Annotated in this window: 16 protein-coding genes; 10 read left to right on the forward strand and 6 right to left on the reverse strand. The window is 73.2% G+C overall.

Annotation, left to right across the window (positions count from 1 at the left end):
• Positions 1-60: 60 nt before the first annotated feature.
• Entirely contained in the window at positions 61-408 is a 348-nt protein-coding gene (locus ACQP0T_RS03790; RefSeq protein WP_433871318.1) for a hypothetical protein, read from the forward strand.
• On the opposite strand, the gene ACQP0T_RS03795 is transcribed toward ACQP0T_RS03790, so the two are convergent.
• Positions 371-1015, reverse strand: coding sequence for a hypothetical protein (locus tag ACQP0T_RS03795; RefSeq protein ID WP_433871319.1), 645 nt, complete (start codon positions 1013-1015; stop codon positions 371-373). The genes ACQP0T_RS03790 and ACQP0T_RS03795 overlap by 38 nt on opposite strands.
• Positions 1016-1228: 213 nt before the next feature.
• Between ACQP0T_RS03795 and lat the strand changes: the two genes are divergently transcribed.
• Entirely contained in the window at positions 1229-2581 is a 1353-nt protein-coding gene (gene lat / locus ACQP0T_RS03800) for an L-lysine 6-transaminase (RefSeq protein ID WP_433871320.1), read from the forward strand.
• On the opposite strand, the gene ACQP0T_RS03805 is transcribed toward lat, so the two are convergent.
• Positions 2582-4084 carry an MFS transporter gene (locus tag ACQP0T_RS03805; RefSeq protein WP_433871321.1) on the reverse strand — a complete coding sequence of 501 codons (1503 nt, stop codon included), beginning with the start codon at positions 4082-4084 and terminating at the stop codon, positions 2582-2584.
• 79 nt (positions 4085-4163) lie between these two features.
• Between ACQP0T_RS03805 and ACQP0T_RS03810 the strand changes: the two genes are divergently transcribed.
• Positions 4164-4706, forward strand: coding sequence for a TetR/AcrR family transcriptional regulator (locus ACQP0T_RS03810; RefSeq protein ID WP_433871322.1), 543 nt, complete (start codon positions 4164-4166; stop codon positions 4704-4706).
• A 136-nt stretch (positions 4707-4842) separates the two neighbouring features.
• Here the strand turns inward: ACQP0T_RS03810 and ACQP0T_RS03815 are convergent, their stop codons facing one another.
• Positions 4843-5436 (reverse strand): response regulator transcription factor, encoded by a 594-nt coding sequence (locus ACQP0T_RS03815; RefSeq protein WP_433871323.1) that lies wholly within the window; start codon positions 5434-5436, stop codon positions 4843-4845.
• Complete coding sequence (locus ACQP0T_RS03820) at positions 5433-6677, reverse strand: sensor histidine kinase (RefSeq protein WP_433871324.1); 1245 nt, start codon at positions 6675-6677, stop codon at positions 5433-5435. The genes ACQP0T_RS03815 and ACQP0T_RS03820 overlap by 4 nt, the downstream gene beginning before the upstream one ends.
• Positions 6678-6756: 79 nt before the next feature.
• Here ACQP0T_RS03820 and ACQP0T_RS03825 point away from each other — a divergent pair, with 79 nt between their 5' ends.
• A complete protein-coding gene (locus tag ACQP0T_RS03825; protein ID WP_433871325.1) occupies positions 6757-7653 on the forward strand; it encodes an ABC transporter ATP-binding protein in 897 nt (298 codons plus the stop codon).
• The gene (locus ACQP0T_RS03830; protein WP_433871326.1) at positions 7653-8351 is read left to right on the forward strand and encodes an ABC transporter permease; all 699 of its coding nucleotides are present in this window, start codon (positions 7653-7655) and stop codon (positions 8349-8351) included. Before ACQP0T_RS03825 ends, ACQP0T_RS03830 begins: the two co-directional genes overlap by 1 nt.
• Positions 8352-8439: 88 nt before the next feature.
• Here the strand turns inward: ACQP0T_RS03830 and ACQP0T_RS03835 are convergent, their stop codons facing one another.
• Entirely contained in the window at positions 8440-10017 is a 1578-nt protein-coding gene (locus tag ACQP0T_RS03835; RefSeq protein ID WP_433871327.1) for a dolichyl-phosphate-mannose--protein mannosyltransferase, read from the reverse strand.
• Between the two features lie 74 nt (positions 10018-10091).
• On the opposite strand from ACQP0T_RS03835, the gene rsmI reads away from it, so the two are divergent.
• Positions 10092-10949: a 16S rRNA (cytidine(1402)-2'-O)-methyltransferase gene (gene rsmI, locus ACQP0T_RS03840; protein ID WP_433871328.1), complete on the forward strand. Its 858-nt coding sequence runs from the start codon at positions 10092-10094 to the stop codon at positions 10947-10949.
• A gap of 314 nt (positions 10950-11263) precedes the next feature.
• Here rsmI and ACQP0T_RS03845 read toward each other — a convergent pair whose 3' ends face one another.
• Entirely contained in the window at positions 11264-12520 is a 1257-nt protein-coding gene (locus ACQP0T_RS03845; RefSeq protein WP_433871329.1) for an aminodeoxychorismate synthase component I, read from the reverse strand.
• A 165-nt stretch (positions 12521-12685) separates the two neighbouring features.
• On the opposite strand from ACQP0T_RS03845, the gene metG reads away from it, so the two are divergent.
• The 4 genes from metG to ACQP0T_RS03865 all read left to right on the forward strand — a co-directional run bounded on the left by metG (position 12686) and on the right by ACQP0T_RS03865 (position 17934).
• Positions 12686-14479, forward strand: a complete 1794-nt coding sequence (gene metG / locus ACQP0T_RS03850; protein WP_433871330.1) for a methionine--tRNA ligase — start codon at positions 12686-12688, stop codon at positions 14477-14479.
• Positions 14480-14482: 3 nt separating this feature from the next.
• Complete coding sequence (locus ACQP0T_RS03855) at positions 14483-15319, forward strand: TatD family hydrolase (protein WP_433871331.1); 837 nt, start codon at positions 14483-14485, stop codon at positions 15317-15319.
• A gap of 162 nt (positions 15320-15481) precedes the next feature.
• Positions 15482-15832, forward strand: coding sequence for a transglycosylase family protein (locus tag ACQP0T_RS03860; RefSeq protein ID WP_433871332.1), 351 nt, complete (start codon positions 15482-15484; stop codon positions 15830-15832).
• A 560-nt stretch (positions 15833-16392) separates the two neighbouring features.
• The gene (locus ACQP0T_RS03865) at positions 16393-17934 is read left to right on the forward strand and encodes a transglycosylase family protein (protein ID WP_433871333.1); all 1542 of its coding nucleotides are present in this window, start codon (positions 16393-16395) and stop codon (positions 17932-17934) included.
• Positions 17935-18015: the final 81 nt, after the last annotated feature.

Here is an 18015-nt window from a genome sequence, read left to right on the forward strand (position 1 = left end):
AACCCGGCGACGCGGTCGCGGCACCTGCGGCGCTGCACCTGGGGGTCGGGGTGGGAGCGGGTGGTCGCCGAGCTCGCCGCCGACGCCCCGCTCGCGGGCGCCGTGCGGACACCGCTGGACCTGTGGTCGCTGCGGCAGGTCTACGTCGGAACCGGCGCGGACCCGGGGAAGCTGACCGACCGGTCGCGGTTCCCGGCCGCCGCCGACATCACCCGGCACCTGCTCGACCACCTCGTCGGGGCGCTGCTGGGCACGTCCCCGCCGGGGCGGCGGTGCTGGGACGCCGAGGACGCGGCGCGCTGGCTGTCCTGGCCCGTGCACCAGTTCCGGCACGCGGAGGTCCACGACCACCTGGCGCGGGCCGAGGTCGTCAGCGGCGCGGACCGATCGCCGAACCCGCTGCCATGAGCAGGAATCCGGCGAAGACCGTCCACACCCCGGGGCCGAGCAGGGCGGCGTCGAAGTCGAACAGCTGCAGCGTCAGCAGCAGGTACATCACCCCGACGACCAGCTCGCAGCCGGCCACCATGATCCGCATCCCGGTGAGCTTGCCCGCCCGCACCGACTTGCCCGTGCTCCCGAGGACCAGCAGGGCGGTCTTCCTGCCGCGCACGGCGCCCGCGCTCCACGCGATGCTGTAGAGCGCCATCAGCACGACCAGGAGGATCGTGCCGAATTCCAGGTGGATGCGCAGCAGCGTGCTGCCGGTGATCAGCCCCCGGTCGATCGCGGCGCCGTAGGCGCGGGCCAGGTCGAACATCCCGGCTCCGTCGGCCCACTCCAGGGCGAACATGCCGATCGAGGCCACTACCAGGCCCAGCGCGGAGGGGATCAGCCCCCAGCCCGGCCGGGTCCACGGCCCGCTGCCCCGGGGCGGCTGCTGGCCCGGCTGCGGGAACGGCCCGGGCTGCGGGTATTGCGGGGGCTGTGGGAACCCCTGGTACTGCGGGTGCTGCTGGTGCGGCCCGGCGGGGAGGTGCGGGGTGCGGCTGCTGCGGGGCGCCCCACGGGGCACCTCCGGCCGGTGGCTGCGTCATGGGCCCGGATCTTACGGATCACCCGAGCGGCGGCGGGACGTTCCGCCGAAGGCGCGGAGGGGATCAGCGTCGCTGGGGCTCGGAGAAGAAAATCTTTTGTGTCACGTCGTGAATCCGTGAGGATCTTGTGCGTAATAGCTGAAGTGCTGTAATTATTGCTCGACAGGTGCTGCCTGATCCGGGAGGACGACATGACCGTTCCGAAGGAAACCGTCCGCGCCGCAGCGGTGCCCGACCCGCGATCCGGGTCGGCCGTGGGCGCGCTGCGCGAACGCGTGACCGGCGATCTGCTCGACATCGTCGTCGACCTCGACGCGGGGGCCGGGTGCCGGCTCCGCGACCTGCGCGACGGCACCGAATACCTCGACATGACCATGTACTTCAGCTCGGCGCCGCTCGGGCACGGCCACCCCGCGCTGCGCGAACCGGAGTTCGAGGCGGAGCTGCTGCGGGTCTCGCGGGTCAAGCCGTCGAACCCGGACTTCGCCACCGTCCAGCAGGCCCGCTTCGCGGAGACCTTCGCGCGGGTGGTCGGCGTCCCCGAGCTGCCGCTGCTGTTCTTCATCGACGGCGGGACGTTGGCGGTGGAGAACGCGCTCAAGGTGGCGTTCGACTGGAAGACGAAGGTCAACGCGCGCGCCGGGATCGGGGTGCGCGGCTCCCGCGTGCTGCACCTGGAACGCGCCTTCCACGGCCGCAGCGGTTACACCATGTCGCTGACCAACACGGACCCGACGAAGGTCCGCGACTACCCGATGTTCGACTGGCCGCGCATCCCGAGCCCGGCGATCGAGCCCGGCCCGCGCTGGGACGTCGACGACCTGCTGCCGGAGGAGGTCGTGGCGCTGGAGGCCGCCGGTGCCGCGCTGCGCCGCTACGGCCGGGAGATCGCCTGCTTCGTCTACGAGCCGATCCAGGGCGAGGGCGGCGACCGCCACCTGCGCCCCCGGTTCCTCCAGGCGGTGCAGGAGCTCTGCCGGGAGCACGACGTGCTCACCGTTGCCGACGAGGTGCAGACCGGGGCGCTGACCGGGCAGGCGTGGGCGCACGAGGCGCTCGGGCTGGAACCCGACCTGGTGGCGTTCGGCAAGCGGATGCAGGTCTGCGGGGTGATGGGCGGGCGCCGGGTGCTCGACGTCGCCGACAACGCCTTCCGCGAGCCCAGCCGGATCAGCTCCACCTGGGGCGGCTCGCTGACCGACATGGTGCGCGCCACCCGGGTGCTGGAGGTCGTCGAGCGCGACGCCCTGTTCGCGCACAGCGCCCGGATGGGCGACCTGCTGCTCCGGGAACTGCGCGTGCTGGCCCAGGAGTTCCCGTCGGTGCTGCGGGACGCGCGCGGGCGCGGCCTGATGTGCGCGGTGGGCTTCCACGCCCCGGAGCAGCGGGACGCCGCGCTGCGGTCGGCCCGGGAGGGGCAGCGGACGCTGTTCCTGCCCTCCGGGACCGATTCGCTGCGCTGCCGCCCGCCGCTGGCGGTGCGCCCCGACGAGATCGCCGACGCCGTCGGCGCCCTGCGGGCCGCACTGGCCGAGCTGGCCTGATCAGCGCTCGTGGCGCAGCGCCCACCAGGCCTGGGCGGCGGCGATCGCGAGGAACGCGACGCCGATCAGGCTGGTGAGGTGGACGCCCGAGGTGAACGCGGCGACGGCGGTCTCGCGCAACGCGGCACCGCCGTCGCCGGGCAGCTCCGCCGCCGTGGCCAAGGCGCCGCCGAGGGTCTCCCCGGCCACCGGCAGCACCTCCTCGGGCAGCCCCGCCCGGTAGGCGGTGGTGAGCACGGTGCCCAGCACCGCCACCCCGAGCGCGGCGCCGAGCTCGTAGGCGGTCTCGGAGATCGCCGAGGCCGCACCCGCCCGGTTCGGCGGCACGGTGCTGACGATCCGGTCGTTGGTGGCCGTCTCGGTGACGCCCGCGCCGAGCCCGATCACCATGAACGCCGCCACCAGCAGCCACGGCCCGCCCTCGGGTCGCAGCCCGACCAGGAGCAGGCAGCCGACCGCGGTGCACACCAGCGAGCAGCCGAGCAGGTCGGCCAGCCGCACCCGCCGCAGCAGCGGCACGGCCAGCGCGGAACCGGCCATCGTCAGCAGCACGCCGGGCAGCAGCGCCAGCCCGGCGAGCAGCGGGCTCATCCCGAGCACGAGCTGGAGGTGCTGGGTGAGGAAGAACAGCCCGCCCACCATCACGAACACCACGAGCAGGTTGCTCACCACCGAGGCGCTGAACCCGCGGTCGGCGAACAGCCGCAGGTCCAGCAGCGGTGCCTCGGTCCGCCGCTGCCTGCGCACGAACAGCCACCCGAGCAGCGCGGCGGCGGCCAGCGCGCCGAGCGGCACCAGGACCGGCCCGCCGATCGACTTCACGCCGAGCACCAGCGCGGTCATCGCCCCCAGCGACAGCGCGGCGCCGGGCAGGTCGAAGCGGCCGGGCGCGGAGTCGCGCGACTCCGGGACCAGCAGCGGCCCCACCACCAGCAGCAACGCCATCACCGGCAAGTTGATCAGGAACACCGAGCCCCACCGGAAGTGCTCCAGCAGGAAGCCGCCGAGCAGCGGGCCGATCGCCGCTCCGGCCGCGAAGGTCGCGGTCCAGGCGGCGATGGCGGTGGTGCGGGCGCGCCGGTCGGTGAAGACGTTGCGGATCAGCGACAGCGTCGAGGGCATCAGCGTCGCGCCCGCCACGCCCAGCAGCACGCGGGCCGCGATGAGCACCTCGGCGGTGGGGGCGAAGGCGGCCAGCAGCGAGGCCGCGCCGAACCCGGTGGCGCCCAGCAGCAGCAGCCTGCGGCGGCCGATGCGGTCGCCGAGCGATCCCATCGTGACCAGCAGTCCGGCCAGCACGAGCGAGTAGCTGTCGACGATCCACAGCAGTTGGTCGGCGGTGGGCCGCAGGTCGCTGCTGAGGGCGGGCACGGCGAAGCCGAGCACGGTGTTGTCCACCGAGACGAGCAGCACCGGCAGCAGCAGGGCGCCGAGCGCCGCCCACTGCTTGGGGGAGGTGGGCTTGGGGGTCGTGGTCGGGGTCGTCTTGGAAAGTCGCGTCATCATCATTTCTATACCGTCCAGACGGTATAGTAAACCGTCCGGACGGTACAGTACACGCCGCGGGCGGTACGGTGCCACCGTGGCCACGGACACCAGGGACCGCATCCTCGACGCGTTGCAGGACATCCTCGTCGCGAAGGGAGCCGGTGCCGTCACCCTCGAATCGGTCGCCGCCACCGCGGGCGTCTCCAAGGGCGGACTGCTCTACCACTTCCGCTCCAAGCAGGCGATGTTGCACGGCCTGGTCGGCCGGCTCGCGGAGGAGGCCGCGGCGGAGTTCGCGCACGCCCAGGAAGAGGGCACCGACGTGGTCGAGTACTTCCTGGAGACCTCGTTCCCGCAGTCCGACAAGGAGCTGGCGCTGTACTGGTCGGTGTTCGCGGCGCTGCGCGGGGCCGACGAGCTCGGCGAGGAGGACGCCGCGCTGCTCGCGGGCGTCTTCGGCCAGTGGTCGAAGCTGCTCACCGACTACATCGGCGACCCGGTGCTGGCCGAGCAGGTGCGGCTGGTCGGCGACGGCCTCTACCTGAGCGCCCTGGCCGGGCTGCCGCGCCCCGACCCGGAACTCCTGCGCGGCGTCTTCCAGCGCCTCCAGGACCAGGTGGCCCAAGTCCGTTCGTGAAGTGGGTGAGGGGCGCCCTGTACCGGGTGACGTGGTGCGGGGTGCCCCGCACCCATGACGACGACGGGTGACGTCGGCGTGTGGTGCGGCGGGGTCGGTGGCCTCCGGGTGAGGCCCGCACCAGATCGGCCGGTGGTCAGATCCAGCCTTCTTCCCAGGCGCGGCGGGCCGCTTCGTGGCGGGTGGTCACGTGCAGCTTCGCCATCGCGTGCGAGAGGTAGTTGCGGACCGTCCCCTGCGCGAGGTGGACCTCGGCCGCGATCGCCGCGATGGTGCCGCCGCGCAGGGTGTGCCGGAGCAGCTCCAGCTCCCGGTCGGTGAGCGGGCAGGCGCCCTCGGTGAGCGCGCTCGCGGCGATCTCCGGGTCGATGTAGCGCCCGCCGCCGTGCACGTCGCGCAGGATCGCGGCCAGCTTCGTGGCCGGGGTCGTCTTCGGCACGAACCCGCGCACCCCGGCGGCCAGCGCCCGCTTCAGCACGCCGGGCCGGGCGTGCCGGGTGACCAGCACGATCTGCACCCCGGTGAGCCGCCGGGCGGCCTCCACCCCGTCCAGCTCGGGCATCTCCAGGTCGAACACGGCCACGTCGGGGCGGTGCCGCTCGACGGCGCGGACCCCGTCGAGGCCGTTGCCGACCTGGGCGACGACCTCGATGTCGGGCTCCAGGTCCAGCAGCGCCGCCAGCGCTCCCCGGATCAGGTCCTCGTCGTCGGCCAGCACGACGCGCATCACGCGATCCTCCCCGGTTCCTCGGCGCTGCCGACGAGTTCGAACCACCCGCCGGCCCGGTGCTCGGCCGAGACCCGGCCGCCCAGGGCGGCGAACCGCTGGCGCAGGCCGTCCAGTCCGGAGCCCGCTCCCTCCCGGCCGGGCTGCGAGCCGTCGTTGCGCAGCGCCACCCGGATGCCGCCGTCGGCGGTCTCGATCCGCAGCTCGCAGGCCGCCGCCCGGGAGTGCCGCAGGACGTTCGTGGTGCCCTCCCGCACCAGCGCGCCGAACAGCGGTTGCAGCGGCGGCGGCACCTCGGCCGCGTCACCGTCCACGGTGGTTTCGATCCCGGCGGCCCGCATCAGCTCGCAGGCGTTGGCCCACTCCGTGACCAGGTCCGCGCGCCGGTAGCCGTGCACCAGCGCGCGGGTCTCGCGCAGCGCGGTGCGGGCCAGCTCGGCGATCTCGGCGGACTGCGCGGCGGCGGCCTCCGGAGCGCGGTCGACGAGCCGCTCGGCCAGCTCCGCCTTCAGCGCGATGGCCTGGAGGTGGTGGCCCTGGATGTCGTGCAGGTCGGCGGCGAAGCGCAGCCGCTCCTGCGCCACGGCCAGCTCGGAGTCCACCTCGCGGGCTCGGTCCAGCTCCAGCGCCACGTCCCAGATCCAGGCCTGGGCGACCACCGTCATGATGATGACCGCCGTGATCAGCCCGGCGTACAGCGCCACGCTCGGGGTGGCGACCGGGGCGCCCAGGAACTGGTTCGCCACCGCGCACACCACCGCGAGCAGCACCGACAGCGCGGTGCCCAGTCCCCAGCGGTGACCGGTGGGGGTCGCCGCCACGATGGTCCCGGCGAGCAGCCCGGGCAGGAACATCCACCAGATCACCAGCACCGGGTCCAGCGCCACCGCGTACACCACCAGCGCCACCGCGCCCCCGAAGGTGACGGCCTGCTCCGCGCGGTGCTCGCGGCTGCCGAGGCCGCGCATCATCTCCAGCGAGAACCGGGTGCCCTGCACCGCGACCAGCACCAGCCCGGGGAGCAGGACGGCCAGGTGCCACGCCGAGTAGTCGCCCCCGCCGAGCACGGTCATCAGGACGGTCATCAGCGCGAACACCGGTGCCGTCGGCACGATCGTCCACCAGGTGTAGCGGCGCAGCCGGTGCAGCCGCTGCTGGTGCCGGGGCGAGGAGCTCACCGGTCCAGCATCGTCGATGGCCCCCGCGCGCGGGAGGGCGGATCCGCCGGTGATGACAACTGTCATCGGCGGCACTGACATCGGGCCCCGGAAGCGCTGACGGATCGTCCTACCGGCGCGGCGGTCCGCGCCCGAGGCTGGTGGCATGGCAGAACCAGTGATCGAGGTGAGCGGGCTCCGCTGCCGGTACGGGGAGTTCGAGGCGGTGCGGGGCATCGACTTCGAGGTCGGGCGCGGCGAGCTGTTCGCGCTGCTCGGCACGAACGGGGCGGGCAAGACGACGGCGGTGGAGACCGTCGAAGGGCTGCGGGCGCCGGACGAGGGCGCGGTGCGGGTGTTCGGGCTGGATCCGCGCGCCGACCGGGCCGAGGTGCGGCGCCGGACCGGGGTCGTGCTGCAGGACAGCGGTTTCGCCGGGGAGCTGACGGTGCTGGAGACGCTCCGGCTGGGCGCCGCGCTGACCAGCCGGAAGTCCGATGTGGACGCCGCAGTGGCGATGCTGGGGCTGGACCACCGGCTCGGCGTCCGGGTGAAGGGCCTGTCCGGCGGCGAGCGGCGCAGGCTGGACCTGGCGCTGGCGGTGCTCGGCGATCCCGAGCTGCTGTTCCTCGACGAGCCGACCACCGGGCTCGACCCGGAGTCCCGCCGCGCGGCGTGGCAGGTCGTGCAGTCGCTGCGCGCGCGGGGCACCACCGTGCTGCTCACCACGCACTACCTGGAGGAGGCGGAACGGCTCGCGCACCGGCTGGCGATCATGCACCAGGGCCGGATCGCCGTCGCCGGGACGCTGCTGGACGTGCTGGCCACCCAGCGGGCGCGGATCGGCTTCGACCCCGGCCCCGGCGCGGTGCTGCCGGAACTGGCGGGCTCGGCCGAGTTCACCGGCACCCGGGTGGAGATCCGCACCCCGGCGCTGCAACGGGACCTGCGGGTGCTGCTGGAGTGGGCCGGGCAGCGCGGTGTCGAACTCGCGGGGCTGCGCGCGCACCACGCCTCGCTCGACGACGTCTTCCACTCGGTGCGCGAGGAGGTGCTGGTGTGATGTCCGCGGTGCCGGCCTTGAGCCGGGTCGAGCTGAAGCTGCTGGTCCGCAACCGGGCCGTCGCGGTCAGCGCGCTGGCGCTGCCGCTGGCCGCCGGCGCCTACCTGGCGTTCGCGTTCCCCGGCGGGAGCGACGTCCGGGTCTGGTCGACGGTCATCGGGGTGCAGGTCCTGATGGTGCTGGGGTTCACGGTCTACTTCGGGGCGACCGCCTCGCTCACCGCTCGGCGCGAGGACCGCTACCTGAAGCGGCTGCGCAGCGGGGAGCAGGGCGACGTCGCGATCCTCACCGGACTGCTGCTGCCGCTGGTGCTGCTCAGCCTGCTCCAGTCGGCCGTGCTGGTGGCGATCGCCGTCGCGGCCGGGGCGCCGCTGCCCGCCCGGCCGGAGGTGCTGCTGCTCGCGGTGCTGCTCGGCAGCGCGCTGTGCGTGGCGGCGGGCGCGGTCACCAGCGCCTGGACCAGCAGCTCCGAGCACGCCCAGATCACCACCGTGCCGTTCTTCCTGCTGCTGGTCGGCGGACTCGTCTGGTCGGGACTGCCCGCGCCGGTGGACCCCAGCGGCGCGCTCGTCGACCTCATCCGCGCGGCGATGACCGACGACCTCGCCGCGGCCCTCCCCGCCGCCGGAGTCCTGCTCGCCTGGACCGCGGTGCTCGCGGTGCTGGCCACCCGCACCTTCCGCTGGTCCCCGCGCTGACCGCGGTTCCCCCGGAAGTGTGCTGAGTGAGGGGCACCTTCATCCGGCATGGTCGGATGAAGGTGCCCCTCACTCGGGAGAACGGACGTCATCGCCAGGAGGGGAGCCAGAGCTCGGCCTGCCACCGCTCCTGGGTGACCGGCTCGCCGTTGAGGATCGGCCACAGCCACACGAAGTTGGCCACCACCAGGCCCGTGTAGAGCGCCACCGCGAGCAGTCCCGTGCGGCGGCGCTCGAAGTGGTCCCGGGCGGTTCCCAGCACCTCGCCGAGCACCAGCACCAGCCCGAGGACGAGGAACGGCGCCAGCGGCGTGGCGTAGAAGTAGTACATCTGCCGGTCGAGGTTGACGAACCAGGGCAGGTAACCGGCGCCGTAGCCGACCAGCACCGCCGCGTAGCGCCAGTCCACCCGGGTGACCGCGCGCCACAGCGCCCACGCGGCCACCGGCAGCGCCAGCCACCACATCGCGGGCGTGCCGACGAGCATGATGGCCTCGACGCAGTTCGACCGGCCGCAGCCGGGCATGCCCGACTCGTAGTAGTAGAGCATCGGGCGCAGCCCCATCGGCCACGTCCACGGCTTGGACTCCCACGGGTGCGGATCGTCCGGCGTGGTCAGGCCGGTGTGGAACTCCAGCACGTTCAGCTGGTAGTAGAGCAGCGACCGAAGCGGGTCGGGCAGGAACGCGAAGCCGACGTCGTCGCTGACCAGCGTCGCGTGCCGGTCGGTGGCGGTCTCGCTGGCGAACCAACCCGCCCAGGTGGCGAAGTAGACCAGCAGCGGGAGGGCCACCAGCGACGCCAGCGCGGGCGCGGTGTCGCGCAGCAGCGCTCCGCGCCACGGCCGCCGGACGCCCGCCGAGCGCCGGGCCAGCGCGTCCCAGAACACGCTGAGCAGGCCGAACGCCATGATGTAGTAGACGCCGTTCCACTTCACCCCGCAGGCCAGCCCGAGCAGCAGCCCGGCGCCGAACCGCCACCAGCGGAAGCCCAGCCGCGGTCCCCACGCGCTGTCGCCGATGCGGGCCTCGGTGACCACCAGCCAGATCCGCTCCCGCACCTGGTCGCGGTCCACCAGCAGGCAGGCGAACGCGCCGAGCAGCAACGCCGCCTGGAAGATGTCGAGCATCCCGACCCTGGCCTGCACGTGGCTGAGCCCGTCGCAGATCAGCAGCACCCCGGCCAGCGCGCCGAGCAGCGTCGACCGGGTCATCCGGCGGGCGATCCGGATGATCAGGACCACCATCACCGTGCCCGCCAGCGCGGCCGTCACCCGCCAGCCCAGCGGGGTGTAGCCGAACAGCCACTCGCCGACGGCGATGAGCTGCTTGCCGACCGGGGGGTGCGCGACCAGCTCGTAGCCGGGGTTGTCCTCGTAGCCGCCGTTGCGCAGCATCTGCCACGCCTGCGGGACGTAGTGCTTCTCGTCGAAGATCGGCGTGCCCTCGTGGGTGGCGCGCCCGAGGTTCTGGAACCGGACGACCGCGGCGATCAGGCCCAGCCCGAGGGTGATCAGCCAGGCGCGCATCCGGTCCTGCGGCATCGCCACGTCGAGCAGGCGGCGCGGGTCGGTCTCCCCCGGCCTGCGGGCCGCGGGTGTGCGGCCGACCCGGACGAGCTCGTCGCTGTCGGCGCGGCCGCCGGGTCGGGGGACGAGGACGCTCACAACCCCAGATCGTAGGACGGGGACCGGGTGGCCGGGCCGCGCCCCGAAGCTCGGCCGAAATACGCTGTGCGGTCATGGACGCCCCCGCCGGACCCGGCTCGCTGCTGCTCGCCGCCACCCCGCTCGGCGATGTGCGCGACGCCTCGACGCGCCTGGTCGACGCGCTGCGCACCGCCGATGTCGTCGCCGCCGAGGACACCCGGCGGGTGCGCGCGCTGGCCACCGCGCTGGAGGTGACCCCGGCCGGGCGCGTCGTCAGCTACTACGAGGGCGTCGAGGCGGCCCGCGAGCCCCTGCTGCTGGACGCGCTGCGCGAAGGGCGCACCGTGCTGCTGGTCACCGACGCCGGGATGCCCAGCGTGTCCGACCCCGGGTACCGGCTGGTGTCGGCGTGCATCGCCGAGGCGCTGCCGGTGACCTGCCTGCCCGGTCCGTCGGCGGTGACCACCGCGCTGGCGGTGTCCGGGCTGCCGTCGGACCGCTTCTGCTTCGACGGGTTCCCGCCGCGCAAGTCGGGGGAGCGGCGCCGCTGGTACGGGCGGCTGGTCGCCGAGCAGCGGACCTGCGTGTACTTCGAGGCGCCGCACCGGCTGGCCGACTCCCTGGCCGACGCGGTGCGGGTCCTCGGCGGCGAGCGCCGGGCGGCGGTGTGCCGGGAGCTGACCAAGACCTACGAGGAGGTGCGGCGCGGCCCGCTCGCGGAGCTGGCGGACTGGGCGGCCGAGGGGGTGCGCGGCGAGATCACCGTGGTCCTCGACGGCGCGGCCGAGGCGGCCCCCGCCGACCCGGCGGAGCTGGTCGGGCAGGTCGAGCAGCGCGCCGCCGCCGGGGTCCGGCTCAAGGACGCCGTCGCCGAGGTCGCCGAGCTCGCCGGGGTCCGCAAGAAGGAGCTCTACGACGCGGTCCTCGCCGCAAGAGCCACATCCGAGTGAGCCGACGCCCGGTCAGGGACACTGGGCGCTCATCCGGGGGGCGTACTCCGAACGCGACTGTGAGTGAGGGGCCCCTTGCCCGAGTTGGGGTCCTTTCAGAATGCGGCGGAGCCGCATGCGGTGAGGCACGCAACCGGCACCGCGGCGGGTTCTCAGCGGTCTTCTCGCGAGGACAGCGCCGACGCCGTGTACGTCGTGGGTACATCAGGAGGCGATCCCGGAGCGAGAAGATCGCTGAGGTTCCGCCACCCGCACCGCCACGCAAGCCAATCTGTAAGCGGTCCTTACTTGGGCGAAGGTGCCCCTCACTCCGCTCACGACCGGGTGAGCAGGTCGAGGAGCGGGGCTGCCTTGGTGCGGACCTCCTGCCATTCCCGGTCGGCGTCGGAGTCCGCCGTGATGCCGCCGCCGACGCCCAGGTGGAACACGCCGCCCGGGGCGAGTTCGAGGGTGCGGATGGCGACGTTGAGCTCCAAACCGGCGGCGGGGGAGACCATGCCGATCGCGCCGCAGTAGACCCCGCGCGGGTGCTCCTCCAGCTCGGCGATCAGCTCCAGCGCGCGGACCTTCGGGGTCCCGGTGACCGAGGCGGGCGGGAAGGTCGCCGCCAGCAGCGCCGAGTCCGGCAGGTCCGGCGGCAGCTCGGCGACCACGTCCGAAACCAGGTGCCAGACGCCGGGGTGCGGCTGCACGTCCAGCAGCGCGGGCACCGACACCGAGCCCACCTCGGCGACCCGGCCGAGGTCGTTGCGCGCCATGTCGACGATCATCACGTTCTCCGCGACGTCCTTGACCGAGGCGCGCAGCCGCTCGGCGTTGCCGTCGTCGGCCGGTCCCCGGCGCGGCAGGGTGCCCTTGATCGGACCGGTCCGCACCGAGCGCCCGTGCCGGGCCAGGAACAGCTCCGGCGACAGCGACACCAGCGCGCCCCAGCCCCCGGCGAGGAAGGCCGCGCGGGCCGGGTGGAACCGCGCGCTCCCGGCGGCGAAGACCGCGACCGGATCGCCCTCGAACGGCACCTCGAACCGGGTGCAGATGTTGGCCTGGAACACCTCACCGGCGCCGATCTCGGCGACGCAGCCGCGCACCGCCTTGCCGTGCCGCTCCCGATCCGGCGCCCGCACCGGTCCGGCGGTCCACGCCGCGGCGGGTTCGGCGCCGCCGCGCACCAGCTCGGCCAGCTCGTCGACCAGCGCGCCGGCGGCGCCGGTCAGCGACTCGAACCACCACCGGCCCGCCGGGTCGCGGCGCAGCACGTGGTCGGTCCAGCCCCAGGCGGCGGTGGGCAGCACCCGGGGTTCGGGGTGCCGACCGGGGTCGGTGCGGCCGTAGCCGAGGTAGCCGATCCAGCCGCCGCCGACCGCGCCGGGCGGGGCGTCGACCGGGTCGAGATCCGGCGGCGCGTCGACGTCCGGGGAGATCCGCACCGAGGGCGCCAGCACCGCGGAGCCGCCGAACCAGTCGCCGGTGAGCGCGGCGGGCGGCGGCAGGTCCCGGCTGCGCGCGCGGGCGCTCAGCGCGCGCAGCACCTCCTCGGCCGGTGCGCCACCTTCCAGGGGGACGATCTGCATGGGGTCCAGTATGTCCGCCCGAAGCGCCCGGATCCGCCGCTCGCGGGGCTGTGCGCTGCGGCGATGTCGAGAACGCGGGGGCTGGGGTGATTTCCGCGACCCGACCGGCCGCGGCGGGCCGGGGACCGGCGGCACCGCGTGGGAGCGCGAACGTAGGCTGGACCCATGAGCGCCTCTGTGTTGACCGCTGTGGCCTGGCCCTACGCCAACGGTCCTCGGCACATCGGCCACGTCTCCGGTTTCGGTGTGCCCTCCGACGTCTTCTCGCGCTACCAGCGGATGGCGGGCAACCGGGTGCTCATGGTGTCGGGTACCGACGAGCACGGCACCCCGATCTCGGTGCAGGCCGAGAAGGAGGGGCTTTCCACCCGCCAGCTCGCCGACAAGTACAACCGGGTGATCACCGAGGACCTCCAGGGCCTCGGGCTGTCCTACGACCTGTTCACCCGCACCACCACCGGCAACCACTACCGGATCGTGCAGGACCTGTTCCTGGCGCTGTACCGCAACGGCTACGTGGTGCCCAAGACGACCACCGGGGCGATCAGCCCGTCCACCGGCCGCACGCTGCCCGACCGCTACATCGAGGGCACCTGCCCGCTGTGCGGTTCCGACGGCGCGCGCGGCGACCAGTGCGACAACTGCGGCAACCAGCTCGACCCGGCGGACCTGATCAACCCGGTGTCCCGGGTCAACGGCGAGAAGCCGGAGTTCGTCGAGACCGAGCACCTGTTCCTCGACCTGCCCGCGTTCACCGAGGCGCTGGGCGGCTGGCTGTCCACCCGCACCGACTGGCGGCCGAACGTGCTGAAGTTCGCCACCAACCTGGTCGAGGACATGCGCCCGCGCCCGATCAGCCGCGACCTGGACTGGGGCGTGCCGATCCCGCTGGACGGCTGGCGCGATCACCCGATGAAGCGGTTCTACGTCTGGTTCGACGCGGTGATCGGCTACTTCTCGGCCAGCGTGGAGTGGGCCCGCCGCAGCGGTGACCCGGATGCCTGGAAGCAGTGGTGGACCGACCCGTCGGCGACCGGCTACTACTTCATGGGCAAGGACAACATCACCTTCCACGCCCAGATCTGGCCCGCGCTGCTGATGGGGCACAACGGGCAGGGCGACAAGGGCGGCGAGGTCGGCCCGTTCGGTCGGCTGAACCTGCCCGACGAGATCGTCTCCAGCGAGTTCCTCACCATGAGCGGCTCGAAGTTCTCCACCTCGCGCGGCACGGTGATCTACGTGCGGGACTTCCTGCGCGAGTTCGGCCCGGACGCGCTGCGCTACTTCATCTCGGTGGCGGGCCCGGAGAACCAGGACACCGACTTCACCTGGGACGAGTTCGTCCGCCGGACCAACTTCGAGCTGGCCAACGAGTGGGGCAACCTGGTCAACCGGTCGATCTCGATGGCGGCCAAGAACAACGGCGCGATCCCCGCGCCGACCGCGCCCGCCCCCGCCGACGAGGAGCTCAAGGCCCTGTCCCGGGGCGCGTTCGACGTGGTCGGCGGGCACCTCCGGCGGTCCCGGTTCAAGCAGGCCGCGCAGGAGGCGATGCGGGTCGTCTCGGCGGCCAACAAGTACCTGTCCGACCAGGAGCCGTGGAAGCTCAAGGAGGACCCGGACCGCCGGGACGCCGTGCTGCACACCGCGCTGCAGGTGGTCTCCGACTCCAACGCGCTGCTGACCCCGTTCCTGCCGCACTCGGCGCAGCGGGTGCACGAGCTGCTCGGCGGCACCGGCACCTGGTCGGCGCAGCCGGAGATCCGCGAAGTGTCCGATCTGGACGATCCGGCGATCGAATACCCGGTGCTCATGGGCGATTACGCCGCGGAGCAGGCGGCGTGGCGGTCGGTGGAGGTCGAGGTCGGCCGCCCGCTGAGCAAGCCCAGCCCGGTGTTCTCCAAGCTCGACCCGGCGCTCGGCGAGACCGGCCCGGAGTGGGCGCCGATCGAGGGCTGAGACGTGGGCAAGAAGGAACTGCCGCCGGTGCCCGAGGCGCTGCCCGTCCCGGCGGTCGACGCGCACACGCACCTGGACGCCTGCGGGGCCACCGACGCCGACTCGGTGCGCGCCATCGTCGACCGCGCCGAAGCGGCCGGAGTCGGCCGGGTGGTCACGGTGGCCGACGACATCGACTCGGCGCGCTGGGCGGTGCGGGCGGCCGACTGGGACGAGCGGGTCTTCGCGGCGGTCGCGCTGCACCCGACCCGGACCAAGGACTTCGACGACGCCGACCGGGCGGTGCTGGCGGAACTGGTGGAGCACCCGAGGGTGGTCGCGGTCGGCGAGACCGGGCTGGACTACTACTGGGACTTCTCGCCGCCGGAGCCGCAGCAGGAGGCGTTCCGCTGGCACATCGACCTGGCCAAGCGCAGCGGGAAGCCGCTGATGATCCACGACCGGGACGCCCACCAGGACGTGCTGCGGATCCTGGCCGAGGAGGGCGCGCCGGAGACCGTGGTGTTCCACTGCTTCTCCGGGGACGAGGAGTTCGCCCGCGCCTGCGTGGCCGAGGGCTACGTGCTGTCCTTCGCGGGCACCGCGACCTTCCGCAACGCCGCGGGGGTCCGCGCGGCGGCGGCGGTGGTGCCGGTGGAGCAGATGCTGGTGGAGACCGACGCGCCGTTCCTCACCCCGCACCCGCACCGCGGTCGGCCGAACGAGCCGTACTGCGTCAATTACACCCTGCGGAACCTCGCGGAACTCCGCGGTGTGAGCCTCGAAGAACTGACCGTGGCGACGTCCGCCACGGCCGAGCGAGTGTTCCGCCTCGATCAGGTGTCCCCCGAGGCCGCCTGAGATCACCGAACGTTTTCTGGTAGCGCGGTCGGCGCGGGGCCGGTTTGCGGCTGCCGGAGCCGTCGGCGACCGTCCCTGGCGACAGCCGGGACGCGGGACGCGACCCCGAACTCCACCCCCGTGGAGGTCCTGCCGCCCGGAGGTACGGCAGTCAGGACGACGATGATCCCTCGTGTTCGACGGTCCGCCGCCGCGGCCGCGCTGCTGGTGTGCGCCGGCGCCGCCGCCACCACCCAAGCCCAGGCCCAGGCCCCCGCTCCCGACCGCGTCTGGAACCGGCTCGCCGAGTGCGAATCCGGTGGCCGCTGGGCGCTCGACTCCGGCAACGGCTACTACGGCGGCCTCCAGTTCAGCCGCGGCACCTGGTCCGCCTACGGCGGCGCGGAGCACGCGCACTACCCGCACCGCGCCACCCGCCAGCAGCAGATCGCCATCGCGGAGCGGTTGCTGGGCGCGGAAGGCGGTTACGGCGCCTGGCCCGCGTGCGCGCGGGAACTCGGATTGCCGCGCTGACGGATGTGATGTTCACCGCTCGGTAGTGTCGATGTTCACGCTGCGCAGTCGGCGCCGACCGGCCCGCGCGCCGTGGGCGCGCGGGCCGGGTGTCGTCCACGAGCAGCAACGCCGCCACCGCGGAATGGGCCGTTCGCGGGCCCGCGGCAGCTCGGAACGGCCGAATCCGGCGTCGTGCCACCAATGGAGCAACCGTCCGCTTCGCGGTGACCGAACGTGGTGAGTTGCTCGGCATTCGCGGGTAACTCACGTCACAGCCCTGATCGGGGGCCTTGGCTCCGCCCGTTTGATCACGCTAGAGTCTCGGCCTCGTAACCGATGACAAGCCAGTCACGGGAACGCCCGCTAGTCGCCGCTGGTGTACGTCGGGGAAGTGGACCGGGGCAACGGAGCTCCGCGGTCCGCTAGGACGGCGCCGGCTACGGGAGTCGGATGCAGACGCGAAGCACGAAGGTTCCGTGCCGCGCGGAAGTGGAGGGACGTGCGCGACAACAGTGCGCCCGCCCCCTCCGCCGATCAACGCGCGGACACGACTTCCGCCTTCGGGAGGTAACGACCCTGTGAACGGACTCGGCGAGCCCAGTCATGCCGGCCGGGGCGCGCACCGCGCCCCCAGCGACGGCTACTGGACCGATCCCTTCGACGCGGCCACCGATTGGTTCACGCCGGTGCGCGAGCCCGAACCCCGCACCGCGGTCGGGCTCATGGAGCGCCCGGAGACCGACGGCACCGCGTTCCACGACTTCTCCGGCGGATACCCCGGTGACGCGACCGGCGAGTTCCCCGCGGCGGACCTCTCCACCCTGCCGCCGGGCGCGCTGGACATCACGCCCGAGGACATCTACGAAGCGCTCGGCCCGGACGCCGAGGACATGCTGGCCACGGCCGAGGTCGACGTCGACGAGGTCATCCGGCTGATCAACGCCGAGACCGTCGTGCTCCCGCCGCTGGTGCTGCCGGAGGCCGAAGGCGAGGAGCAGCTCCCCGAGCCGGAGCTCGTCGAGGCCGTCACCACCTGGAAGCGCCGCTTCCTCAAGGGTGCCGTCGCGGGCGTGCTGCTCACGCTGACCAGCACCGGTGGTGCCGCCGCCGCGATGGACAAGTCCGTCACCGTCGAGGTCGACGGCAAGGAGCGGACGGTCAGCACCTACGAGGGCACCGTCGGCGAGGTCCTGGCCGACGAGGGCATCGAGGTCGGCAAGCACGACGCGCTGAGTCCCTCGCCGCAGGCCGAGGTCGGCCACGGCGACACCATCACCCTCGACCGGGGGCGCCAGCTCACGCTCACCGTCGACGGCGAGCAGCGCCAGGAATGGGTCCGGTCGGTCACCGTCGACCAGGCGCTGCGCCAGCTCGGCGTGCCCACCGACGGCTCCTGGATCTCCGCGCGCGGCTCGATGGCGGTGCCCGCCGACGGCATGGAGCTGGTGGTCAAGACCGCCAAGCAGATCACCATCCTCGACGGGGCCAACCAGCCGCGGCAGTTGACCACCACCGCCGTGACCGTCGACGAGCTGGCCCGCGAGCAGAACCTCAAGATCGGGCCGGACGACCGGATCACCCCCGGCGGCGACCAGAAGATCACCGACGGCGCCGAGATCCGCATCGACCGGATGGGCAGCGCGGTCGTCAACGTGACCGTCCCGATCCCGCCGCCGGTCGAGGAGATCGTCGACAACTCGATGCTCAAGGGCGAGGAGCGGGTCGAGAAGCCCGGCTCGCCCGGCGAGAAGGTCGTGTTCACCCGCGAGACCAGCCGCAACGGCGAGGTGGTCGACCGCGAGGTGGTCGGTGAGCGGGTCATCAAGGAGGCCGAGCCCCGGGTCGTCCGGGTCGGCGGCAAGGAACCGCCGAACAGCGGCGTGTGGGACAAGCTGGCCGAGTGCGAGTCGGGCGGCAACTGGTCGATCAACACCGGCAACGGCTACTACGGCGGGCTCCAGTTCAACAAGTCCACCTGGGACGCCTACGGCGGCGACCAGTACGCGCAGTACCCGCACCAGGCCAGCCGCGAGCAGCAGATCGCCGTGGCCTCCAAGATGCGCGACGCGCGCGGGGGCTACGGGGCCTGGCCAAGCTGCTCCGGCCAGCTCGGGCTGTAGGGGTATTTCCCTCATCTACGCAAAGCGGCCACCACACCTTCCACCGTGTGATCCCGGGGTTGGTGGGTTGCCGGGTCCGGG

The sequence above is a fragment of the Saccharopolyspora sp. CA-218241 genome (assembly GCF_050954615.1).
GTDB lineage: Bacteria > Actinomycetota > Actinomycetes > Mycobacteriales > Pseudonocardiaceae > Saccharopolyspora > Saccharopolyspora cebuensis.

Coding starts and splice junctions, on each gene's coding strand:
- ACQP0T_RS03860 (WP_433871332.1), top strand. CDS start 15,482: ATGATCCCTCGTGTTCGACGGTCCGCCGCCGCGGCCGCGCTGCTGGTG.
- metG (WP_433871330.1), top strand. CDS start 12,686: ATGAGCGCCTCTGTGTTGACCGCTGTGGCCTGGCCCTACGCCAACGGT.
- lat (WP_433871320.1), top strand. CDS start 1,229: ATGACCGTTCCGAAGGAAACCGTCCGCGCCGCAGCGGTGCCCGACCCG.
- ACQP0T_RS03825 (WP_433871325.1), top strand. CDS start 6,757: ATGGCAGAACCAGTGATCGAGGTGAGCGGGCTCCGCTGCCGGTACGGG.
- ACQP0T_RS03820 (WP_433871324.1), bottom strand. CDS start 6,677: ATGACAGTTGTCATCACCGGCGGATCCGCCCTCCCGCGCGCGGGGGCC.
- ACQP0T_RS03845 (WP_433871329.1), bottom strand. CDS start 12,520: ATGCAGATCGTCCCCCTGGAAGGTGGCGCACCGGCCGAGGAGGTGCTG.
- rsmI (WP_433871328.1), top strand. CDS start 10,092: ATGGACGCCCCCGCCGGACCCGGCTCGCTGCTGCTCGCCGCCACCCCG.
- ACQP0T_RS03805 (WP_433871321.1), bottom strand. CDS start 4,084: ATGACGCGACTTTCCAAGACGACCCCGACCACGACCCCCAAGCCCACC.
- ACQP0T_RS03830 (WP_433871326.1), top strand. CDS start 7,653: ATGTCCGCGGTGCCGGCCTTGAGCCGGGTCGAGCTGAAGCTGCTGGTC.